Here is a 20629-nt window from a genome sequence, read left to right as displayed (position 1 = left end):
GATTTCACCTCATTAATGCCGGTCCCGATCAGCATCCCGATGCGAAACAGAAACAGATTCTGTCTCGCTGGCACCCAGCATTTTTCCTAAATACTCCGATATTGCAACAGAACGATGCTTACCGCCAGTACAGCCAATGCCGATAATGACCTGGCTTTTGCCTTCTTTGCGATATTGCGGAATCAAAAAGTGTAACATATCCAGCAACTTAGTCAAGAATGCCTGAGTCTCGGGCCATTTCATGACATAATCATATACATCGCTATCCTGTCCCGTGTGAGGACGTAGTTGGTCCACATAGTGGGGATTAGGCAGGAAGCGCACATCGAATATAAGATCGGCATCAATGGGAATACCATACTTGAAGCCAAAAGAAGTAATGTTCACGGAAAGCATACTGCTCTCCAGATGAGAAAATCGTGAAATAATCCTCGCCTTTAAGGTTGCAGGCTTCATCACACTTGTATCAATAACCTGTGTAGCTGAGCTTTTTAGTTCTTCTAACATCTTACGCTCCAACCGAATCCCATCCAAAGGCATGCCGTCTGGAGCCAACGGATGACGTCTACGGCTTTCCTTATACCGCTGTACGAGAACGCCATCATTCGCATTTAAGAATAAAATTTCACAATGAATCGTAAAATGATCTTTAATATAATTCAAAGATTCCGACAAGGCAGTGAAAAATTCTCGTCCGCGTAAATCAATTACGAGTGCCACCTTGCCTATTTTACCGTTCGACTGCTCAATCAACTCGGCAAATTTCGGAATCAGTACAGGGGGCAAATTATCAACGCAGAAGAAGCCCAAGTCTTCCAGGCTCTGAACCGCAATGGTCTTCCCTGCGCCTGACATCCCCGTAATAATAATGAGCGTTGCCCACGGCGCAGCATTTTTTAGGTTGTCTGTCATATGGACTTCCCTCTCCTTTTGCTTCTTCGCTCTATACCAGTACCCGTATTATCAGTAACCTGTGGATCAGGAGCGTAGCAACAAACCAGCTGCCCCTACGATACCTGCGTCATTGCCCAGCACAGCTGGAACAATCGATACCCCTTTTTGAAGGGGCTCAGGTGCCAGCTTGGTGTACACGCGACGCATCTCTTCAAACAAAAAGTCGCCTGCTTTGGAAACACCGCCACCTATAATAAACAACTCTGGATTAAGCACAGCGGCAACCGCTGCCATGGATTTCCCCAAATAAAAGGCAGCCCGGTTCACGATACGCAGCGCAACCTCATCTCCAGCTTTAGCAGCATCAAATACTTCCTTGGCAGCAATTTGATCTTCCAGCGCCAGAGAGGTCCGGTCGCCACGTTCCACAGCGTCCTTGGCCATACGAATGATGCCTGTTGCGGAAGATACAGTTTCCAAGCAACCCATTTTGCCACACCCACACTGAATAGCCTCCAGATCAGGTACGACACTGATATGGCCAATTTCTCCGGCCATGCCCGAAGAGCCTTGGTATATTTTACCGTTTATAATAATACCGCCACCTACTCCTGTTCCCAGGGTATAGCATACGCAGTTTTCGATGCCTTTGCCTGCACCAGCCCAAGCCTCACCCAGCGCAGCAACATTCGCATCATTGTCTATTTTCACAGGCTTGCCAATCCGGTTCTCTAGGAGCGCACGGATCGGTACGTCACGAAAGCCAATATTAGGAGCGAGGACAATAATACCATCACGAACATTCGTAAAACCTGCAACGCCTGCACCGACACCCTTTAGTTGATCCCACTCATAAGGAGATTGCTCAACAATATGCCGCACATATTTTTCGATATTACCGATGACAACGTCTACACCTTTATCGGTTTCGGTTGGTCCCTCATATGTGTGCAAAAGCTGTCCGTTTTCATTACAAATGCCGACTTTAATCGCGGTACCGCCCAAATCGACACCTACATAGATACTTTCAGACATGTTCCAAGCCACCTTTATGTTTACTTAAAAACCTGGTATGAAATATATGCTTACAATTCCTACTTCATAATAGTAATCCTACGTTCCAACTATAATTGAAGCCCCCGTTACGGTCAAGGACACTTCCTTGTCGAAAAGTGTACGATTAGCGGAACTTTTCACCTCATGCACCCATAAAAAGGAGAAAGCCTGTGCAAACGCAGCAGGCTTTCTCTTCCTGAACAAAAGATACGGCATAACAGAGGCTTCCTTCGCTCTCCCGTTACCTTTTTGTGTACTATAGACACGCTTTTATTGATCCAGTGTTTCGCTCCAGTCGTGAACAGCACTGCCTTCGAGATACTTCTCGCAGTCCATAGCCGCCATACAGCCCGTTCCCGCAGCCGTAATAGCTTGCCGGTAACGGTTATCCTGTACATCCCCACAGGCAAAAACTCCGGGGATGTTCGTTTCTGTTGTGCCTGGCTTCACCACAATATAGCCGTGTTCATCGGTATGGATTTGTCCGTTCAGGAAACCTGTGTTCGGTGTATGCCCGATGGCTACGAATACGCCATCTACCTCAATCAGCTCATCCTGATTGGTCTCATTATTGTGTACCTTCAAACCCTTTAAGCCAGCTTCTCCCGTCACAACTTCCAGAGGAGTCCGGTTTAATGCCCAATGTACTTTTTCGTTCTCACGCGCGCGATCCTGCATAATTTTGGATGCTCGCAACTCATCGCGACGATGGACCAAGGTTACGCTGGAAGCAAAACGGGTCAAGAAGCTCGCTTCCTCCATGGCTGAATCGCCACCACCAACCACGACAATCTTTTTCCCGCGGAAAAAGAAGCCATCGCAAGTTGCGCACGTGCTGACTCCGCGACCTACATTGTCTTGCTCACCCGGAATGCCTAGATATTTGGCGGACGCACCTGTAGCAATAATGACCGACTCCGCCTCAATGATGCCTTTACCCTCTACCTTCACTTTAAAAGGACGTTTGCTGAAATCCACTTCCTCAACCCAACCGGAAGTAAATTCAGCGCCAAAACGTTCAGCCTGCTTGCGCATATTATCCATCAGTTCAGGCCCGAGGATACCTTGCTCAAAACCCGGGAAATTTTCAATTTCGGTCGTTGTAGTAAGCTGTCCACCGGGCTGCATTCCTTCAATGATTAGCGGATTCATGTTAGCGCGTGCCAAATAAATAGCGGCTGTGTAGCCTGCAGGACCTGTACCAATAATTATGGATTTATACATACGTTTGTTGCCTCCTTTAAGTGATGTTTGGAGCAGGTCTCAGACCTGCTTTTTAAACGTGGAGAGCGGTTGCTTCAGCTTCTGTTTGATACCACACACGCTGTCAATCTGGCGTGCATAGCGGCTTACGGTCGATACGGAAATACCATAACGATCGGCTACTTCCTGATAGGTGACTGAATGATGATGCATTTTAGCTGTCAAATATTCCAGCGCCGCTGCCCATCCCTCAGTATGCTGAACCATCGGAACTTCCGGAGCAAGCCGATCCAAATACTCCAGCCAAAGCGATCTCAAATCGTGCTGCATGGCCGGATCTGATGGCTTGCTCATGACGGTCAGTACCTTATCCAGCACTGCCTGCCATTGTGGATCGACCGGGGAAGCAGATACACCACCTTCAATTGTATGCGGATCGTTCTCAACCTCCAACTGATCAGAATGTTCCGTTTCCGGGTACATTTCCTGCTCACCCTGCTCCGCCAGTTCTTGCAATACTTGCAAGGCACGGCGTTTCAGCTCATCCTCCTGGTCCGGGTCTTCTACGAAGGACTCCAGTGCCTGACGCACCTCATCATCACCGATCAAGCTTAACGCCTGAATGACCTGAAGCTGAGTCGCCCGATCCCCGTGGCGCAAGGCCCAGAAGAAGGATGACCGGATTAGCGGGTCCTTCTTCATACTGTCAGGCACCTGGTCAGCACCAAACTTCTCCCACATGCGGAATTGCTCCTCAAACGGGAGATGATAATGATAGCTGAGCACTTGCAGCGGTGTACCCTCCTGCTGGAGTTCCTCCAGTCGGGACAGGAAAAACCGCGGAACTTCCGAGGAAGCATCCTGCTTTTGCAAATGACTCCACAACCGCCGAGCTTCCGCATATCTTCCGGTATTGCTAGCAGCTACCGCCGTGTAATGGTACAAAGAAGCATCCGCATTGTTCTCTCCATCGCCATGAAGCAACCTGCGGAAATGTCTGTAGGCCTCCTCATGGAGTCCGAGAATCCCCATAGTGGTCGCCAGCTTGAATACCTGCTCCTCCTGAAACGGTATAGTAACCGCCAAAGTCTGCACCAGACGATCCAATTCCGGGCCGCCGCCCTCGTGCTGATAAAAGATCGCCAAGTTGCACAATGCGTGTAAATTACCCGGCTCATCTTCCAGCACTTGAATAATGGTAGCCTTAGCATTTTGGAACAATCCCATGTAGTAATACGCCAGCGCCAGATTATTCCGCGCAGCGAACATATCCGGTTGTTCCTCTGAAATTTGCTTGAGCAACTGGGCTGCCTGAGCAAATTTCCCCTCCTCCAGCAGGACACGAGCCTGATCATGCTCTACTACTCCCTGCCGGGCCTTAATGCGGTTCAGCTTCGTTGGACGGTCCAGCTCATAATAGAGCAGCTCCATCATTTCCTCCGCTTCATCAAGAAACTGGCCTTCTTCGTCCTCCTCCAGGTACGTGACCAATGCTTTCTCCGCTTCTTCAAACTGCTCCATATTAGCGTAATTATTCGCCATATAGAAATAACACTCTGTCATCGACGAGTCTACGTCACTCAGAACAGAGGACAGGATCTCATTCGAACCTGCATAATCCCCCATCTCTGATAATATACCCGCCATATTGCAATGATTCACCGGATTATCCGGTTCATATTCAACGGCTTTGCGAAAATATTTCAATGCCTTGTCATAATGATTGCGATCAAGCGAGCGCACAGCTTTCTCAAAAAAGAAAGATGCGTCGAAACGCAAAGCAATAATTTTAGGGCTAGGTTCCGATACTCGCAGATGTTTCCCTTTCATAAATAACCAAGGCACCTCCTTTAAAAGTAACTGGCATGTTCATACCCTTCAGTATACCACAACTTCAAAACGACTTGACAGTCGATCCTGCCTCATTCCAAAAAACGGATACACTCTTGTATACCTATAGATATGTATATAAGAATACGCTAAATAGCCGAGCGCTTTTTCCCTGTATAAATAGGGAGCGTTCGGCTAACCACTGGATACGATACTTAGACCCAATAAACGTAATAATTAAAGTCTCAGCGGCACCAGCGAACGCTCGCGATGCTGAAATACGGCAAGCTCGCGATAGCCGACTTCATATAGAAGCGCGCGTGCCTTCTCCAAGTGCTCGGACAGCTTCGCCGGATCATGAGCATCCGATCCTACGGTCAGCGGGATGCCTAGCGAAAAAGCTTCTTCCAGCATGCGGCGGCTCGGGAACATCTCGGCACAGGGCTTCGAAAGCCCTGATGCATTCAGTTCCATCGCCCGACCGCTACGGGCAACGGCTGAGATTGCGGCGCGCTCCAGTTCACGCAGCTCCTCCATTTCCTCCGGCCTCGGATGATAGCCGAAGCGCTTAATGACATCCAAATGACCCATGATATCATACAAACCGGTAGCTGCCGCCTTGGAAATCGCATCATAATACGTGCGGTACACCTCAAGCACATTTTTGCCTTCCCAATGGTGTACCTGACGGAAGTCCGTGACATCCCATTCACCGAGAAAGTGGACGGAACCAATCACATAATCCCAGGGATACGCGGTGATGATGTCTTCGATTTCTCGTTCCCAGCCCTCGATGTAGTCACCTTCCAAGCCAACACGAATATCAATTTGCCCTTTAAAACGTTCCTTCAGTTCCAAACATTCTTCCACGTATCGGGGCAGCTCCTCCATAGGCATTGCCATTTCCGGGTAATAGTCAGCCGGTTTTACATGCAGTAGTGGCATGTGATCGGACAAGCCGAGCTGACCTAGACCTAGCCGAATTCCCTGCTGTACATACTCTTCCAAACTCCCTATGGCATGCCCGCAGCGGGCGTGATGCGTATGATAGTCAATTTTCATGCGACCCTCCCCCTTTCAACACTACAACAAACCGTACTAATCACGACGAGGACGTTCATGGCGGCGATTCAGCTCAGCCAGCACGTCATCGAGCGGTAGCTTGCGCTCCTGCAACAGCACCAGCAGGTGATAAATCAAATCGCTGACCTCCAGGCGTAGTTCGTCATTATCTTTATTTTTGGCGGCAATGATTGTCTCGGATGCTTCTTCGCCAACCTTTTTCAAGATTTTATCTACACCTTTATCAAAAAGGTAAGTCGTGTAGGCCCCTTCAGGACGTGTCTCTTCACGTTCCCTAATAATCGCCTCCAGCTGGGCAAGTACCTCAAAGCGGTCTGCTGAAGCACTGGAAATATGATCGGTTTTATTTACCAACATGTGGTCTCCTGCATTTCCTGCAACAGGTGCTACAGCCGTTCCTGGCGCGGAAATATCACGAAAAAAGCAGCTCGTTGCTCCTGTATGACAGGCAGGACCGCTCGGAATGACACGTACCAACAGGGCATCACCGTCACAATCCAGCTGGATGGAGGTGATTTTTTGCGTATTCCCCGAAGTAGCCCCCTTGTGCCACAGCTCCTGTCTGGAACGTGACCAGAACCAGGTCTCTCCCGACTCCAAAGATAGTTTCAGCGACTCGCGGTTCATATAGGCCAGCGTAAGCACCTGAAGCGTAGCATCATCCTGCACAATCGCCGAGACAAGTCCTGCCTCATTCCAGCGTACATTATCCAGTATCTGCTCCAGAGATAGCTGTTGGTTCAATTCGTTGCTCATCGTATCTCCACTCCTCTGCGCTTCAAATCCCGTTTTAGCTCAGGGATTCCTATTTCTTTATAGTGAAAAATCGTTGCTGCTAATCCAGCATCCGCTTTGCCCGCCGTAAACACGTCATAGAAATGCTCCTGTTTGCCTGCTCCGCCAGAAGCGATAACTGGAATCCCGACGGTATCCGATACCGCGGAAGTCAGTGGCAGGTCAAAGCCGTCCTTGGTTCCGTCCGCATTCATGCTGGTCAGCAGAATCTCACCGGCTCCCAACTGTTCAGCTTCCTTGGCCCAGGCCAAGGCGCGGATACCAGATGGCGTGCGGCCTCCGTGTGTATACACTTCCCATTCGCCCCACGCCTCGTTGTACTTGGCATCAATGGCAACAACGATACATTGTGAGCCAAAGCTGCGCGCACCCTCCGCAATCAGCTGAGGGTTACGGACAGCCGCCGTATTTACGCCGATTTTATCAGCTCCGGCACGCAAAATGCGTTTCATATCATCGACATGAGATATCCCGCCACCTACGGTGAAAGGAATGGCAATTTCCCCGGCTGTCTGACGAACTACTTCTTCCATGGTGGCACGCCCTTCAACAGAAGCAGAAATATCCAGAAATACGATTTCGTCCGCCCCTTCCCGATCATAAAGTGCCGCCAATTCCACCGGATCGCCTGCATCGCGTAAGTTCACAAAATTAACGCCCTTAACCACCCTGCCATCCTTTACATCCAAGCAGGGAATAATACGTTTAGCCAGCATGCCTACTCCCCCTATGCCTTTGCTACAGCTTGTACGGCGACCTGTAAATCAATGCTGCCCGTATACAATGCCTTACCCACAATAGCACCGCCTACACCCTCTTTCGCATAGGTGCTCAGCGTGATTAGATCGTCCATCTTGCTGACACCGCCGGAAGCGATCACGGTTCGTCCACTGCTTTTCGCAAGCGCTACGATCGCCTCCACATTCGGGCCTTGCATCATTCCGTCGCGGGAAATGTCTGTAAAAATGAACATTTCCGCTCCCTTGGAGGCCAACTCAGCAGCCAATTCATCCGCTCGAACATCCGAGGTTTCAAGCCATCCGCGCGTGGCCACATAGCCATTCCGTGCATCCAGACCAATGGCGATCCGATCACCGTAGGTACCCAATACCGCTTCCGTAAAAGCACGATCCTCAATCGCTGCCGTACCCAAGATCACACGGCTCACGCCCAGCGACAACAGCCGCTCCACATGTTCACGTGTACGCAAGCCGCCACCCACTTGTACAGGCACTTGCACCGCAGAAGCGATGCGCCCAATGAGTTCATCGTTCACCGGTTGACCTGCTTTAGCACCGTCCAAATCAACCAAGTGAATGTAGGAGCCGCCCAAACGCTCCCATTCTTGGGCAACCTCCACCGGGTTTTCGTTGTATATCGTCTCCTGGTTATAATCTCCTTGTACCAGTCGTACACATTTGCCATCGCGAATATCAATCGCCGGGTATATCGTGAACAAAGTATGACCCCCTTGTGAGCTATTCAACATCTATATGCCTTTACATCAATCAACGACCAAAGTTGGCGTACCACCAACTGCATACTCACGAATCGTTACGCTCGCTTTTCCGCTTCTGCTAGTTCCAAAAATTGACGAAGCAGGCGCATCCCCATTTCCCCGCTTTTCTCTGGGTGGAACTGCATGCCATATACATGGCCTCTGCCCACGATAGCCGTTACGGGCCCACCGTAGTCGGTCACCGCCAGCAGGTCACTTTCGACCTCCGGCTTCGCATGATAGGAATGCACAAAATACACATGTCCTTCCTCCAAGCCCTGTAACAACGGGTGATCCGGCTGAGTCATACGCAGACGATTCCAGCCCATATGCGGCACTTTAACCCCCAGATCAGGAGCAAACCGAACGACCTCGCCTGGCAAAATATTAAGCCCTTCGTGACTGCCGTATTCTTCACCACGAGTGAACAACAGTTGCATTCCTAGACAAACACCGAGCAGTGGTTGTCCAGCGCTGGCAACCTCCTGAATCACCCGATCCAATCCGCTGGAACGCAAATGCTCCATAGCGTCCCCGAATGCCCCTACACCCGGCAAAATCACACCGCTGGAGGAACGAATCACTTGGGCATCTCCCGTTACTACAGCCTCATAGCCAAGACGTTCAACTGCCTTGCTCACACTATGCAGATTGCCTCTGCCGTAATCCACAATGGCAATAGACATGGGCTACAGCACTCCCTTCGTTGAAGGCACTCCCGTCACCCGCGGATCAATGGATGTTGCTTCATCCAGTGCACGTCCCAGTGCCTTGAACACCGCCTCAATCATATGGTGGGTATTTTGCCCGTAGTGAACGATGACGTGTAGCGTCATGCGAGCCTCCAACGCAAATTTCCACAGAAATTCATGCACCAGCTCCGTCGAAAAGCTCCCTACCTGCTGTGACGGATACTCCGCACGATACTCAAAGTGAGGGCGGTTACTCAGATCAATGACAACCTGCGCGAGCGCCTCATCCATCGGTACAAAGACGCTGGCATAGCGCTTGATTCCTTTTTTATCACCCAACGCTTCCAGCAAGGTTTGTCCCAGACAAATACCAATATCCTCTACGGTATGATGATCGTCGATATCAACATCCCCTCTGGCCTGTACATTCAGGTCAAAGTGTCCGTGCTTGGTGAACAAATCCAGCATGTGATTCAGAAAAGGAACATCCGTTTCAATCTCAGCTTGCCCTGTGCCGTCTACTGCAAAAGATAGCTGAATATCCGTTTCGTTCGTCTTTCGGCTGACGCTGCCTGTACGTTCTGTTACGTTATTTTCGTTCCCCATCGCCATCCACCGCCTTCTTTTCATTGTCCAATCGAACTTGTATCGCCCGTGCGTGACCTTCCAGTCCTTCATGGCGGGCAAGCTGCATAATCGTCTCTCCATTGCGCAGTAGCGCTTCCTTGCTGTAATAGATCATACTCGACTTCTTGATAAAATCATCAATATCCACTGGCGAAGAAAACCGCGCCGTTCCATTCGTCGGGATAATGTGGTTAGGTCCAGCAAAATAATCGCCTACCGGCTCCGAGCTGTACGCTCCCAGGAAAATAGCTCCCGCGTTTTCGATCAGACCCACATGCTCCATCGGCTGCTCTGTCATAATTTCCAAATGTTCTGGCGCCAGTCGGTTTACAATATGGATACCCTCTTCCAAAGTGTCGACGACAATGATAGCCCCATATGCCTCCACCGATGCAGCAGCAATATCTCTGCGCGGCAGCTCCGCCAATTGGCGTTGTACTTCAGCTGATACTTCTTCGGCCAAGCGTTGCGAGGGCGTAACCAGTATGGCTGAGGCCATTTCGTCATGTTCCGCCTGTGAAAGCAGGTCAGCCGCTACATAAGAGGCATTCGCCGTGTCGTCAGCCAACACAACAATTTCACTTGGTCCCGCTATACTGTCGATATCCACCGCGCCGTACACCTCGCGCTTCGCTAGCGCTACGTAAATGTTGCCGGGACCGCAAATTTTATCGACTGGCTCAATGCTATGTGTTCCGTAAGCGAGAGAGGCAATCGCCTGCGCTCCGCCAACCCTATATATTTCCGTTACACCAGCCTCTGCTGCAGCTACCAGTGTATATGGATCTATCCCTGCCTTGCCGCCTGTCGCCGGGGGTGTCACCATGACAATCTCCGGTACACCAGCCACCTGAGCGGGAATGACATTCATCAGCACCGAGGATGGATAGGCTGCTTTACCACCCGGAACATACACGCCTACACGTTTCAACGGTCGGATAATTTGGCCGAGCAAGCTACCATCCGGCTGTAAATCCATCCACGAATTACGTTTTTGCTTCATGTGAAAAGCACGGATATTATCCGCCGCCTCTCGAATCGCCTGTAAAAAAGAAGGCTCTACCTTGTCATATGCCGCCTTCAATTCTTCCTCCGTCACACGAAGTTGCTCTGCTATCAGCGATACACCATCAAACGATTGCGTATACCGCAGGACAGCCTCATCCCCCTCTTGGCGTACCGACTGAATAATGGTACGCACAGCCTCATTTTGCTCAGGTGTGCCGTAATCCACCTCCCGTTGGAGACTGAAATCACGGGCTGATACGATCTTCATTTGTCCATTCCCCCTTACTTGCAGCTTGCAGAATGCACCTTTACCATTGGCTTATTCCTTTAGTTCATTTACTCCTGGGGTGCCACCGCATTTGGAATCACCTGATGCAATCGATCACACAATGCCTGAATCGAGCTGTTTTTCATCCGGTAGCTGACCCGATTGGCAATCAGACGACTGGTAATATCCAGTATGCTGATCTGCTCGACCAATCCATTCTCCCGCAAGGTCTGCCCCGTTTCCACCATATCAACGATGCGGTCTGCCAGACCAATTAACGGCGCCAGCTCAATGGAGCCATTCAGCTTAATAACCTCCACCTGCTGGCCTTGCTCCCGAAAATACTGGGAAGCCACATTCGGATATTTTGTAGCGACCCGCTGACGAATACCTGGCTGCCAATCTGGTAAAGCAATCACCGACATCCGGCAACGAGCAATCCCGAGATCCAGCAGTTCATACACATCCTTGTTTTCTTCCAGCAAAACATCCTTGCCCACAATGCCGATGTCCGCCGCTCCGTACTCCACATACGTAGGAACATCAACGGGCTTCGCCATGATAAATTCCATTCCCAGCTCGGGCAGTGGAATGACCAGCTTGCGCGTTTCGTCCACATCCAGCGGAATGGGAACCCCTGCTCGGCGAAACAGCTCAGAAGCCTGCTTATAAATCCGTCCCTTTGGCATGGCTACCTTCAATGTTTCCGTCATGGCAATTCCCCCCTTTGTACTGGCTGTCTTCCTTCAGCTGTATAGCTGTATACCTCTGCATACAGGCCCTGCTGCTCACGACGTCGGTCTTCCGGTCCGCCCGTAAGCCCTGTCACCACAGTAAGACCTGTTGCGCGTAGCTGTGCCGCTACGGATAACGCCTCTTGGCGTCCCTGTTCGTCATAACGGATAAGTACAGGAAGCTTCGTCTCCATTTGGATACCATCCACACCATCGACGATCCGGTTTGTCTTCAATGCAAATCCCGTTGCAGGTACGGATCGACCAAACTGCTGAAGCAGATTGTCATAGCGACCTCCGTTGCATACGGGAAACCCAATCTCCGCCGCATAGCCCTCAAAAGTCATTCCTGTATAATATGAGAAATCCCCAATCATGGTAAGGTCGATTAACACATGCTCAGATACGCCGTAAGCCTCCAGCACTTCCCATACCTCGCACAAATGTGCAATGGATTGAATCGTCTGCTGCTCCACACTAAGACGGGTAGCCTGTTCGCAAATTTCTTTTCCACCGCGCAGCCGCAGAATAGCCTCAAGTTTATCCCGATGTTCGGGAGCCAAGCCCAAAGCTTCAATCGCTGTTCGGTAGCCCACTACATCACGACTGAGCAACAGTTCCTTTAGCGCTTGTTGTTCAGCCTGACGGCCTGGAATGATTTCCTCAAATAAGCCGTTCAGGAATCCCACATGTCCCATGGCAATTTTAAAAGAGGCCACCCCTGCTGCCTGTAATGATGCAATTGCCAATGCTACAACTTCTGCATCAGCCTCAGGCGAATCATCACCCACCAGCTCCACACCTGTTTGAAAAAACTCCGCTTCTCTTCCTGCCTCTTCCTCAATCGCCCGAAATACATTTGCGTGATAGGAAAGTCGGAGCGGTACTTCCTCTTCCTTTAGCAACGAAGATACCACCCGTGCAATTGGAGCGGTCATATCCGATCGCAGCACCAACGTGGTCCCCCGGTTATTGAGCAATTTAAACAGCTTCCGATCGGAAGTAGAACTAGCCACTCCCACCGTATCGTAGTATTCCATCGTAGGCGTCATAATCTGGCGGTAGCCCCAACGCTCCATGCATTCGAGTACATTCAGTTCAATGGCCCGCAGCTTCGACACTGCACGCGGAAGATAATCTCGAACCCCTACAGGGATCTCGAATCCTTTTGGCTTAGACATCTCTATCACCTCATGATTTCACAATATCTTTATCATGGTAAAGTGCTAACAAACTAAAGTATATTCGATATATTATCATGCCCTACTTGTGAACGTCAACCGAACGGCGCAGCCCTTTTTTACAGATTCGCCAAGCAGCTGCCCCTCTCTATATTTTATCCAATGCAAAATACATGAATCCTATATGAAAAACATCTATCAACGTATTTTCACGGAGCAAGACCGCGCTTACGTTAATTTTTCTTGTGCATATAGAGTTGTTCAGCTCCACTAAAAATTTATAAATTCTATACTCTAAAAAAAAGACTGCTAGCTTAAGCTAACAGTCCAAATTCAAAATATTTAGCTATTCACCTGTTCATCTTTACTCCGGGAAGGAAACTTCGGAACCGTGCCCAAACCGATCCATGCAAATGGTACATATCGAAAACACAACGTCACAATCAGCCATGAGCCAAACAGTGCCAACAACCATCCACCGGCAGCGGAGAAGATATATTCTATCGGTGATCCATGCAAATCCAACTTGCGATACACCCGCAGTAACGCCGGGTGAAGTAAATAAATACCGAAAGAACATGCCCCCAACCAACTGATTAACATTCGCAGTCTATCGTTAGTATGACGATATAATAAAACCGAGCACTGAAACAACACTAACGCAGATACGAGGGCATGTGCATTACGGAGTAGTTCATAGATCAGTGAATCTGCATAGATGTCTTTGCGATATGCTACAAACCATATTTGTACATAAGCTATACCCAGGAGTAACCAAGCCGCCCACAACCCCCACCAACTGATCAACTGACCACGTCTAATTACTGTACCTGACACTGGAAAAAGCCACTTTTTAAACCCTTCATATCCAATCGCTACAGCTGCGCCCAAGGCAAAATAACTGATATACGTAATCGCAAGACTTCCTCTTTCCTCTTGCCAAACGTATTTGTTCAGCAATACAAACCCCCATTGAATGACTAACCCTACTGCCAAAATGATACAGGCTGCTCTCCGTGGACTCGATATCCAATGACATAAGCGCTGCACTCCCCACAACAACAGCGGGAAGACCAAATAAAATTGGATGATGATGATGACATAATACAAATGTGTGTACGCCTTTCCCGTTAACAGCACGAGCGGAAGATCACTGAGCGGCATCAACCCGCGTGTTACCAAGGTCAAATAATACACAAGAGAAAACAAAACGTACGGTAACACAATAAACATCAGTCTTTTTCGGAAAAATATAAGCATATTCTTACCACGAAGCGGCCTATCGACATAATTGTAAAATAAAACAAACCCGCTCACAAAAATAAATACGGGCACTGCAAAGCTACTAAACACATTTAAAAATAAAAAAGGATAAAACAATAGAGAATGACGCGCATCAATTAAAGCCATTGAAGTCGCATGAATGGTAACAACGGCTGCAATTAATATTCCCCGGTAGATATCAAGCTCTGGTATACGTTCTTTTTTGACCAAATCAACACGCTCCCATATCGCCTTGCAAATATGTCTTTTATCAATTTTTAAACATAATCAACATGCATTACCCCACTTATTATACAGAAAAACAACACAAGAAAGACCCCTTAATACATAAGGGGTCTTTCTTATTGTGCTATTTACTACTCATCCACACCAGAGCGTCTTAAATCACGCAACGGATTGCCACCCACAAATGCACCTGCGGGCACGTCTTTATGCACGACCGCTCCAGCCGCTACGATAGCTCCGTCACCAATGGTGACACCCGGCAGAATGGTTGTGTTGGCGCCGATCAGCACATGATCACCAATCACCACTTTACCGATACGATACTCCTCAATGAGGTATTCGTGAGCCAGTATCGTCGTGTTATATCCAATGACCGAATTGTTCCCTATCGTAATATGCTCCGGAAAAAAAACATCCACCATCACCATCAGGCCGAAGGCCGCATGTTGCCCCACCTTCATTCCCAGCATTCTGCGGTAAATGACGTTTTTCAGAGAAAGCACAGGACAATACCGGGCAATCTGTATAAAAATAAAGTTCTTAACGCCTTTCCAGCGGCTCACCGTCCGATAAATCTGCCACAACGCATTGGGACCTTCTACAGGATAGCGGTTCACCTTTCTCACGATACGTTGACACCTTGAAGCTCCAGCTTCAGCAAATCCCGCATATCATGCAACATGTAGTCAGGCCCATATCCGCGCAGAGTTTCCTCGCCCTTGAGCGACCAAGCTACACCAGCCGATTTCACACCTGCTGCCTGAGCTGACAAAATATCAAAAGAACTGTCTCCGACCATCAATGTATGCTTTGCTTCAGCATTCAAGCCTGCTAAGGCCTTAAGGACTGGCTCAGCGTGTGGCTTAGGATGCTCTACATCGTCCACCGTCACAATATAATCCATAGAGGAAGTCAGATTGAACAGATTAAGTACACGTATCGTGGATGGTCGTATTTTAGTGGTCACAACCCCTAGCTTAATTCCTCTCGCACGCAACTCCTGAATAACCTCAATGACATATGGAAATGGCTTCACCATTTGATCATGATGAATCTGATTATAAGCACGGTAGTCCTTAACTAGCCCAGATACATCCGTTAATCCCGAAAAAGTACGGAGTTGATCGTCCAGCGTTCCACCCATATGAGGAATAATATGCTCCCGCGTCAGCGGATCAGCATCCGGATGATTCAAAATGTGTAGAAATGTGCTGATAATCAACTCATTCGTATCCATGATGGTGCCGTCTAAATCAAACAAAATCGTATTTATCATAGATGCTCCTTCTTGTCCTCGTCCGTGTCTTCCTTAGGTAGCTTATCCGCCGTAGCTGTTGGAGGAACCGCATCTTGTCCTGGACGGGATACCTGTTCTGGCGTCACGTCAGGTACCTGATCAATCCCTGCTTTGCTAGAGATAATCGGATCACTATACCGAGCAATAGATGTGCCCTTCCGGCGACGAACCAAAATGAAAATCACGGCAGCCACCACAATGAAAATAGGCAGCAATTGTGATATCCGTACGTTACCGTAACTTGGGTCCAGATGCCCTGGTTCAAACCCTAACCATACCATAGGAGACCACAGGGCATTTACAAAGGAAGCGAGCCAATCCGGTCCCTGAAAAGCCAAACTGTCCGTCCGTACACGCTCGATGAAAAAACGACCAATCGAGTACCAAATGAAGTAAAAAGCAAACATTTCGCCTGCACGTACAAATTTCATACGACGAATGACAAGCAGCAAAATCACACCTACAATACTCCACAGTGATTCATATAAAAATGTAGGGTGATGGAACACCCCGTTAACGTTCATCTGATTCACAATGAAGTCCGGCAGATGCAGTTGATTTCGCAAAAAAGTCTCTTCCGTCGGTCCACCGTAGGCTTCCTGATTGACAAAATTACCCCAGCGTCCAATCGCTTGACCGATTAGTAGACCTGGTGCGCAAATATCAGCGATACGCCAGAAATTATACCCTTTATACCGGAAATAAATGACCGCACATATAATGGCCCCGATCAAGGCACCGTATATCGCAATACCGCCATTCCAAATTTTAAAAACATCCCATAGATTATCTCGGTAGTCTTCCCATTTGAAGGCTACATAATAAATACGCGCTCCAATAATTGCTGATGGAACACCCAGAAGCAGCATATCCATAAAAAAGTCCTGCGGAATACCGAATCTTTTTCCTTCACGGATGGCGAGATATAAACCCACAAGCGCCGCCAGCCCCAAAATAAGCCCATACCAGTGGACCTTGATTGCCCCGATTGAAAAAGCGATCGGATTCAGCAGTAATGTTGCCGTTGACATATGTTTCTCTCACTCCTCGTTCTTCCTTGCAAACGAACAAACCTTAATCCATCTCTTCCATATCTTCAGAAATCGTAGCAGTCAGCTTGTTTGTAAATTGTAGGGCTGCATTAACACCCATTTGTTTCAAACGATAGTTCATCGCCGCAACCTCGATAATAACAGCCAAGTTTCGGCCCGGACGAACTGGGATCGTAACCAGTGGAACATCTGTATCAATAATGCGTGTCGTTTCCTCATCGAGACCAAGACGGTCATACTGTTTGTCCTGCTGCCATGCCTCCAGACGGACAACCAATGTAATCCGTTTATTATTACGAACTGCACCAGCACCAAATAGCGTCATCACATTAATAATGCCCACGCCACGAATTTCCAACAGGTGACGGATCAGCTCAGGTGCTGTACCATGCAGCTGAAAATCGGACGTTTGCCGAATTTCTACCGCATCATCTGCTACCAAGCGATGTCCACGTTTAACCAGTTCCAGTGCCGTTTCACTTTTACCAATTCCACTACTTCCTGTGATAAGCATTCCCACGCCATACACGTCACACAGTACACCATGAATAGTCGCCGTAGGAGCCAGCTTTCTTTCGAGAAAGCCTGTGATGCGGCTTGATAAAATCGTCGTCGCCATATTAGTACGCAGTACAGGAATATCTCGCTCTGCGCTCGCCTCCACTAACTCAGCCGGTACCTCCAGACCACGTGTGATGATAATGCATGGAGTCAGCTCTGTACACAGACGCTCCATCCGATCCCGTCGCTCCTCAGGTGGCAGCATCCCCAGAAAAGCCAACTCAGACCTTCCCAGAAGCTGTACCCGCTCCTGTGTATGATATTCAAAATACCCGGCCATCTCCAGACCTGGGCGATTCAAATCGTCCACTGTGATCAGTCTTCGCAGACCTTTTTCACCGGAAATAACTTCCATTTGAAACTGCTGTACAAGCTCGGATACCTTTACCTGTTTAGCCATTGTATTCTCCCCTTCATCTGCAAAACCGGATTCTATACGTCATTTGATTTATGTAGCTTTACCCTATTAACCATACAGCCCAACGCCAGTCTATGCTGCACTGCACCAATCCACACTCTACTTGATTTAACACTATGGTTCCAGGCTAACTCTATTCCGACAGCTGGGTTGATCCCATCTAGGACTCCTGCCAACGAACCCTGCTGCATCTAGACCTGTACCATTGTACCCATCGTATCGGAATTTTCCAATGAATGCAATGCCGAAGCTAGTAGCCGTATGCGATATACAAAAAGAGTCGCAGTTCTCCGCTTGGGGGAAACTGCGACTCTCTTCCAGAGGCAAATCTTATTCGCCAACCAGAATACTCAATTCCGATTCTTTATCAAAAATATGAACCTTGTTCATATCAACAGCCAACTTCGCTTTAACACCATCACGAGTATTGGAGCGTCCGTCTACACGGGCAATAATCGTATCGTTTCCAGCACCGCTCAGGTACAACAGCATTTCATGACCGAGATTTTCCGTTACATCCACAGTGGATGTAAAGATCGTATTCGGAGAAGCCTCCAAGAATACAGGCTCTTCATGAATATCCTCAGGACGGATACCCAAGATCACTTCTTTGCCGATATAGCCCTTCGCTTTTAAAATCTGTCCTTTACCTTCTGGTACGAACAGATCCAGACCTGGCGCATTAAAGTGCAATGCACCTTCTTTTTCAACCAGCTTACCTGTGATAAAGTTCATCGTAGGAGAGCCGATAAAACCAGCTACGAACAGATTCACTGGACGGTTGTACAGTTCATCTGGGGATGCAGCTTGTTGGATAATACCATCCTTCATAACGACAATCCGATCACCCATCGTCATGGCTTCAATCTGGTCATGTGTTACATAGATACAAGTGGTTTCAAGGCGTTTAACCAGTTTAGTGATTTCAGCACGCATTTGACCACGAAGTTTAGCATCCAAGTTGGAGAGCGGCTCATCCATCAGGAAGACTTGAGGATCGCGGACGATCGCACGGCCCAGAGCGACACGTTGGCGTTGACCACCGGACAGCGCCTTAGGTTTACGTTCCAGCAAGTGCTCGATATCGAGGATTTTGGCAGCTTCGCGTACTTTCTTGTCGATTTCTTCTTTCTTCACTTTGCGCAGTTTCAGACCGAACGCCATGTTCTGGTACACGCTCATGTGCGGATACAGGGCGTAGGATTGGAATACCATCGCGATATCGCGGTCCTTTGGAGCCACGTCATTCACAACACGATCCCCAATGTACAATTTACCATCTGAAATTTCCTCCAGACCAGCAATCATACGAAGTGTAGTAGACTTCCCGCAACCGGAGGGACCAACCAATACGAGGAATTCTTTATCTCGAATGTCCAAATTGACATCAACAACCGTAGCTTTATCTGCACCCGGATATTTTTTGAAAATATGCTCTAAACGTACACCAGCCATAGCTTCTGCCTCCCTAAGATCAAGTTATGAAATCGAATACATTTCTTACTTGTATCTTACCCTAGTCCACGTAGCGTGGCTATTCGCAAACTGCACAAAGATGCTATTTCCTTTTTGTCACTTTGTACAATAGCAGATAGAGCTTGACCAAAACTGCATCATTAAACGTCCGCACGTCCAATCCGGTCTCCTGTTTGATCTTGTCCAAACGGTAAATCAATGTATTTCGATGCACATAGAGACGCTTAGCTGTCTCACTCACATTACAATCCAGTTGAAAAAAGATATCTAATGTAGCCATCGTTTCTGAGTCTTCCAGTATGACAGATGATTTCATTACCTGCTCTAAAAATAGTACACGTTGTTCCTTGGGAATGCGGTTTAACAGCCTTTCCAAATGAAGCTCCCATGAAAAGTGGATGTGCTCTGTTACATGAAAAATCTTGCCCAGATGTATCGTCTCCCATAACAAATTCAGCTCTTGGGGAAGACTTTGCAAAGGGATCGAAGGCTTAGAAACCGCCAAATGGAATACACCCACCCACTCATTCGCAATAAGCTCATATAGGCCCAAGCTAAAAGCCGTAAGAACCTCTTCCAGCGATTCCGTAAAATCTGCATCCCTGGACTCAGTGTCTTTATCCCGTTCATCGTCCGCTCCTAATAAAAGCTCCTTTTTAGCCATAATCAGCCAAGACTGTTCGTCCAATGGAGTAAGTAACACATCCCCTCCAAAATAGCTCGCGAACAATCGATGGAGCTGCGTATAAGTAATAGCCCCCTCCTGTGTTCCCTCTCCATTCAGTAAAATCGGAACCATACACGCTGATAGCGAATCACGAAGCTGCAATTCATCAGGAACCTCTTCTTCCCTGTTTAGATTGGCAGCCTGCTGTATGAGCCATTGTCCAAAACGATTCATCCGCTCTTCCTCGCTATAAACCGGGTTATCTGACAATTGTGGACCGTTCTGCCAGACCTGCTCCATGTTCCCCAATAGCGCTTCTACCAGTTTCCGTTCTCGATCCGTCAAATATCTGGCCTCTACCACAAAGGCAGCCAGTTCACCTGCTGACGCACGAAACGGAAAATATAACTTGTTGTCACGTACAAACGATCTATCCGGAATAACTGAATCGGCTGTCTCTCCTTCTGCCATCATTTCCGGGCACCAAGGCACTATGGTAAAAGGCGCTTGAATAATATTCTGAAGCTGTTGCTGAATCCATTCTGTATCCAGAGTCACGCGATCACCACTTCACTTTTTTTAGAATATAGAATAGGCACTAAGCGAACATAATGAACTCATTATAACCTGTCGATACCGTAAAATAAAAAAGCTATATAAAAACATAACTTAAAATAATACAAAAAAAGCCATCAACCTATAGTTGATGACTTCTGATGAGCCATGAAGGACTCGAACCTTCGACACCCTGATTAAAAGTCAGGTGCTCTACCAACTGAG

General features: G+C 48.3%; 20 protein-coding genes and 1 tRNA gene. All 21 read right to left on the bottom strand.

The features are described from left to right. Positions 1-12 precede the first annotated feature (12 nt). Complete coding sequence (rapZ, locus tag C1T21_RS11645; protein ID WP_013308254.1) at positions 13-912, bottom strand: RNase adapter RapZ; 900 nt, start codon at positions 910-912, stop codon at positions 13-15. Positions 913-978: 66 nt separating this feature from the next. Further along, positions 979-1929: an ROK family glucokinase gene (locus C1T21_RS11640; protein ID WP_023986484.1), complete on the bottom strand. Its 951-nt coding sequence runs from the start codon at positions 1927-1929 to the stop codon at positions 979-981. Between the two features lie 291 nt (positions 1930-2220). Continuing rightward, positions 2221-3174, bottom strand: coding sequence for a thioredoxin-disulfide reductase (trxB, locus tag C1T21_RS11635; RefSeq protein WP_013308252.1), 954 nt, complete (start codon positions 3172-3174; stop codon positions 2221-2223). Positions 3175-3213: 39 nt separating this feature from the next. Next, positions 3214-4983, bottom strand: coding sequence for a tetratricopeptide repeat protein (locus tag C1T21_RS11630; RefSeq protein WP_103048368.1), 1770 nt, complete (start codon positions 4981-4983; stop codon positions 3214-3216). Between the two features lie 237 nt (positions 4984-5220). Further along, positions 5221-6045 (bottom strand): histidinol-phosphatase HisJ, encoded by an 825-nt coding sequence (gene hisJ / locus C1T21_RS11625; protein WP_103048367.1) that lies wholly within the window; start codon positions 6043-6045, stop codon positions 5221-5223. Between the two features lie 36 nt (positions 6046-6081). Next, positions 6082-6822, bottom strand: coding sequence for a bifunctional phosphoribosyl-AMP cyclohydrolase/phosphoribosyl-ATP diphosphatase HisIE (gene hisIE, locus C1T21_RS11620; protein WP_103048366.1), 741 nt, complete (start codon positions 6820-6822; stop codon positions 6082-6084). After that, positions 6819-7577, bottom strand: coding sequence for an imidazole glycerol phosphate synthase subunit HisF (gene hisF, locus C1T21_RS11615; RefSeq protein ID WP_013308248.1), 759 nt, complete (start codon positions 7575-7577; stop codon positions 6819-6821). Before hisF ends, hisIE begins: the two co-directional genes overlap by 4 nt. Before the next feature lie 11 nt (positions 7578-7588). Beyond that, positions 7589-8320 (bottom strand): 1-(5-phosphoribosyl)-5-[(5-phosphoribosylamino)methylideneamino]imidazole-4-carboxamide isomerase, encoded by a 732-nt coding sequence (gene hisA, locus C1T21_RS11610; protein WP_103048365.1) that lies wholly within the window; start codon positions 8318-8320, stop codon positions 7589-7591. Positions 8321-8415: 95 nt separating this feature from the next. Next, positions 8416-9045, bottom strand: coding sequence for an imidazole glycerol phosphate synthase subunit HisH (hisH, locus tag C1T21_RS11605; RefSeq protein WP_103048364.1), 630 nt, complete (start codon positions 9043-9045; stop codon positions 8416-8418). A 3-nt stretch (positions 9046-9048) separates the two neighbouring features. Beyond that, positions 9049-9657: an imidazoleglycerol-phosphate dehydratase HisB gene (gene hisB, locus C1T21_RS11600; protein WP_061830248.1), complete on the bottom strand. Its 609-nt coding sequence runs from the start codon at positions 9655-9657 to the stop codon at positions 9049-9051. Beyond that, the gene (hisD, locus tag C1T21_RS11595) at positions 9641-10954 is read right to left on the bottom strand and encodes a histidinol dehydrogenase (RefSeq protein ID WP_103048363.1); all 1314 of its coding nucleotides are present in this window, start codon (positions 10952-10954) and stop codon (positions 9641-9643) included. The genes hisB and hisD overlap by 17 nt, the downstream gene beginning before the upstream one ends. A gap of 68 nt (positions 10955-11022) precedes the next feature. After that, positions 11023-11667, bottom strand: coding sequence for an ATP phosphoribosyltransferase (hisG, locus tag C1T21_RS11590; protein WP_103048362.1), 645 nt, complete (start codon positions 11665-11667; stop codon positions 11023-11025). Beyond that, positions 11664-12869, bottom strand: a complete 1206-nt coding sequence (locus C1T21_RS11585; RefSeq protein ID WP_103048361.1) for an ATP phosphoribosyltransferase regulatory subunit — start codon at positions 12867-12869, stop codon at positions 11664-11666. Before C1T21_RS11585 ends, hisG begins: the two co-directional genes overlap by 4 nt. A 342-nt stretch (positions 12870-13211) precedes the next feature. Further along, positions 13212-14363 carry an acyltransferase gene (locus C1T21_RS11580; RefSeq protein ID WP_103048360.1) on the bottom strand — a complete coding sequence of 384 codons (1152 nt, stop codon included), beginning with the start codon at positions 14361-14363 and terminating at the stop codon, positions 13212-13214. 146 nt (positions 14364-14509) lie between these two features. Next, positions 14510-15004 (bottom strand): acyltransferase, encoded by a 495-nt coding sequence (locus C1T21_RS11575; RefSeq protein WP_103048359.1) that lies wholly within the window; start codon positions 15002-15004, stop codon positions 14510-14512. Next, positions 15001-15654 carry a pyrophosphatase PpaX gene (ppaX, locus tag C1T21_RS11570; RefSeq protein ID WP_061830201.1) on the bottom strand — a complete coding sequence of 218 codons (654 nt, stop codon included), beginning with the start codon at positions 15652-15654 and terminating at the stop codon, positions 15001-15003. Before ppaX ends, C1T21_RS11575 begins: the two co-directional genes overlap by 4 nt. Further along, positions 15651-16706, bottom strand: coding sequence for a prolipoprotein diacylglyceryl transferase (lgt, locus tag C1T21_RS11565; protein ID WP_103048358.1), 1056 nt, complete (start codon positions 16704-16706; stop codon positions 15651-15653). The genes ppaX and lgt overlap by 4 nt, the downstream gene beginning before the upstream one ends. Positions 16707-16749: 43 nt before the next feature. Then, on the bottom strand, positions 16750-17688 hold the full coding sequence (gene hprK / locus C1T21_RS11560; protein WP_013308232.1) for an HPr(Ser) kinase/phosphatase: 939 nt from the start codon (positions 17686-17688) through the stop codon (positions 16750-16752). A 348-nt stretch (positions 17689-18036) separates the two neighbouring features. Then, a complete protein-coding gene (locus tag C1T21_RS11555) occupies positions 18037-19161 on the bottom strand; it encodes an ABC transporter ATP-binding protein (RefSeq protein WP_103048357.1) in 1125 nt (374 codons plus the stop codon). Between the two features lie 103 nt (positions 19162-19264). Continuing rightward, entirely contained in the window at positions 19265-20407 is a 1143-nt protein-coding gene (locus C1T21_RS11550; RefSeq protein ID WP_103048356.1) for a PucR family transcriptional regulator, read from the bottom strand. Positions 20408-20569: 162 nt separating this feature from the next. Then, a tRNA-Lys gene (locus C1T21_RS11545) sits at positions 20570-20629 on the bottom strand.

It is taken from the genome of Paenibacillus sp. F4 (genome assembly GCF_002894905.1).
In the GTDB taxonomy this organism is placed as follows: domain Bacteria; phylum Bacillota; class Bacilli; order Paenibacillales; family Paenibacillaceae; genus Paenibacillus; species Paenibacillus polymyxa_B.
This window is presented reverse-complemented; position numbering and strand designations above follow the sequence as displayed.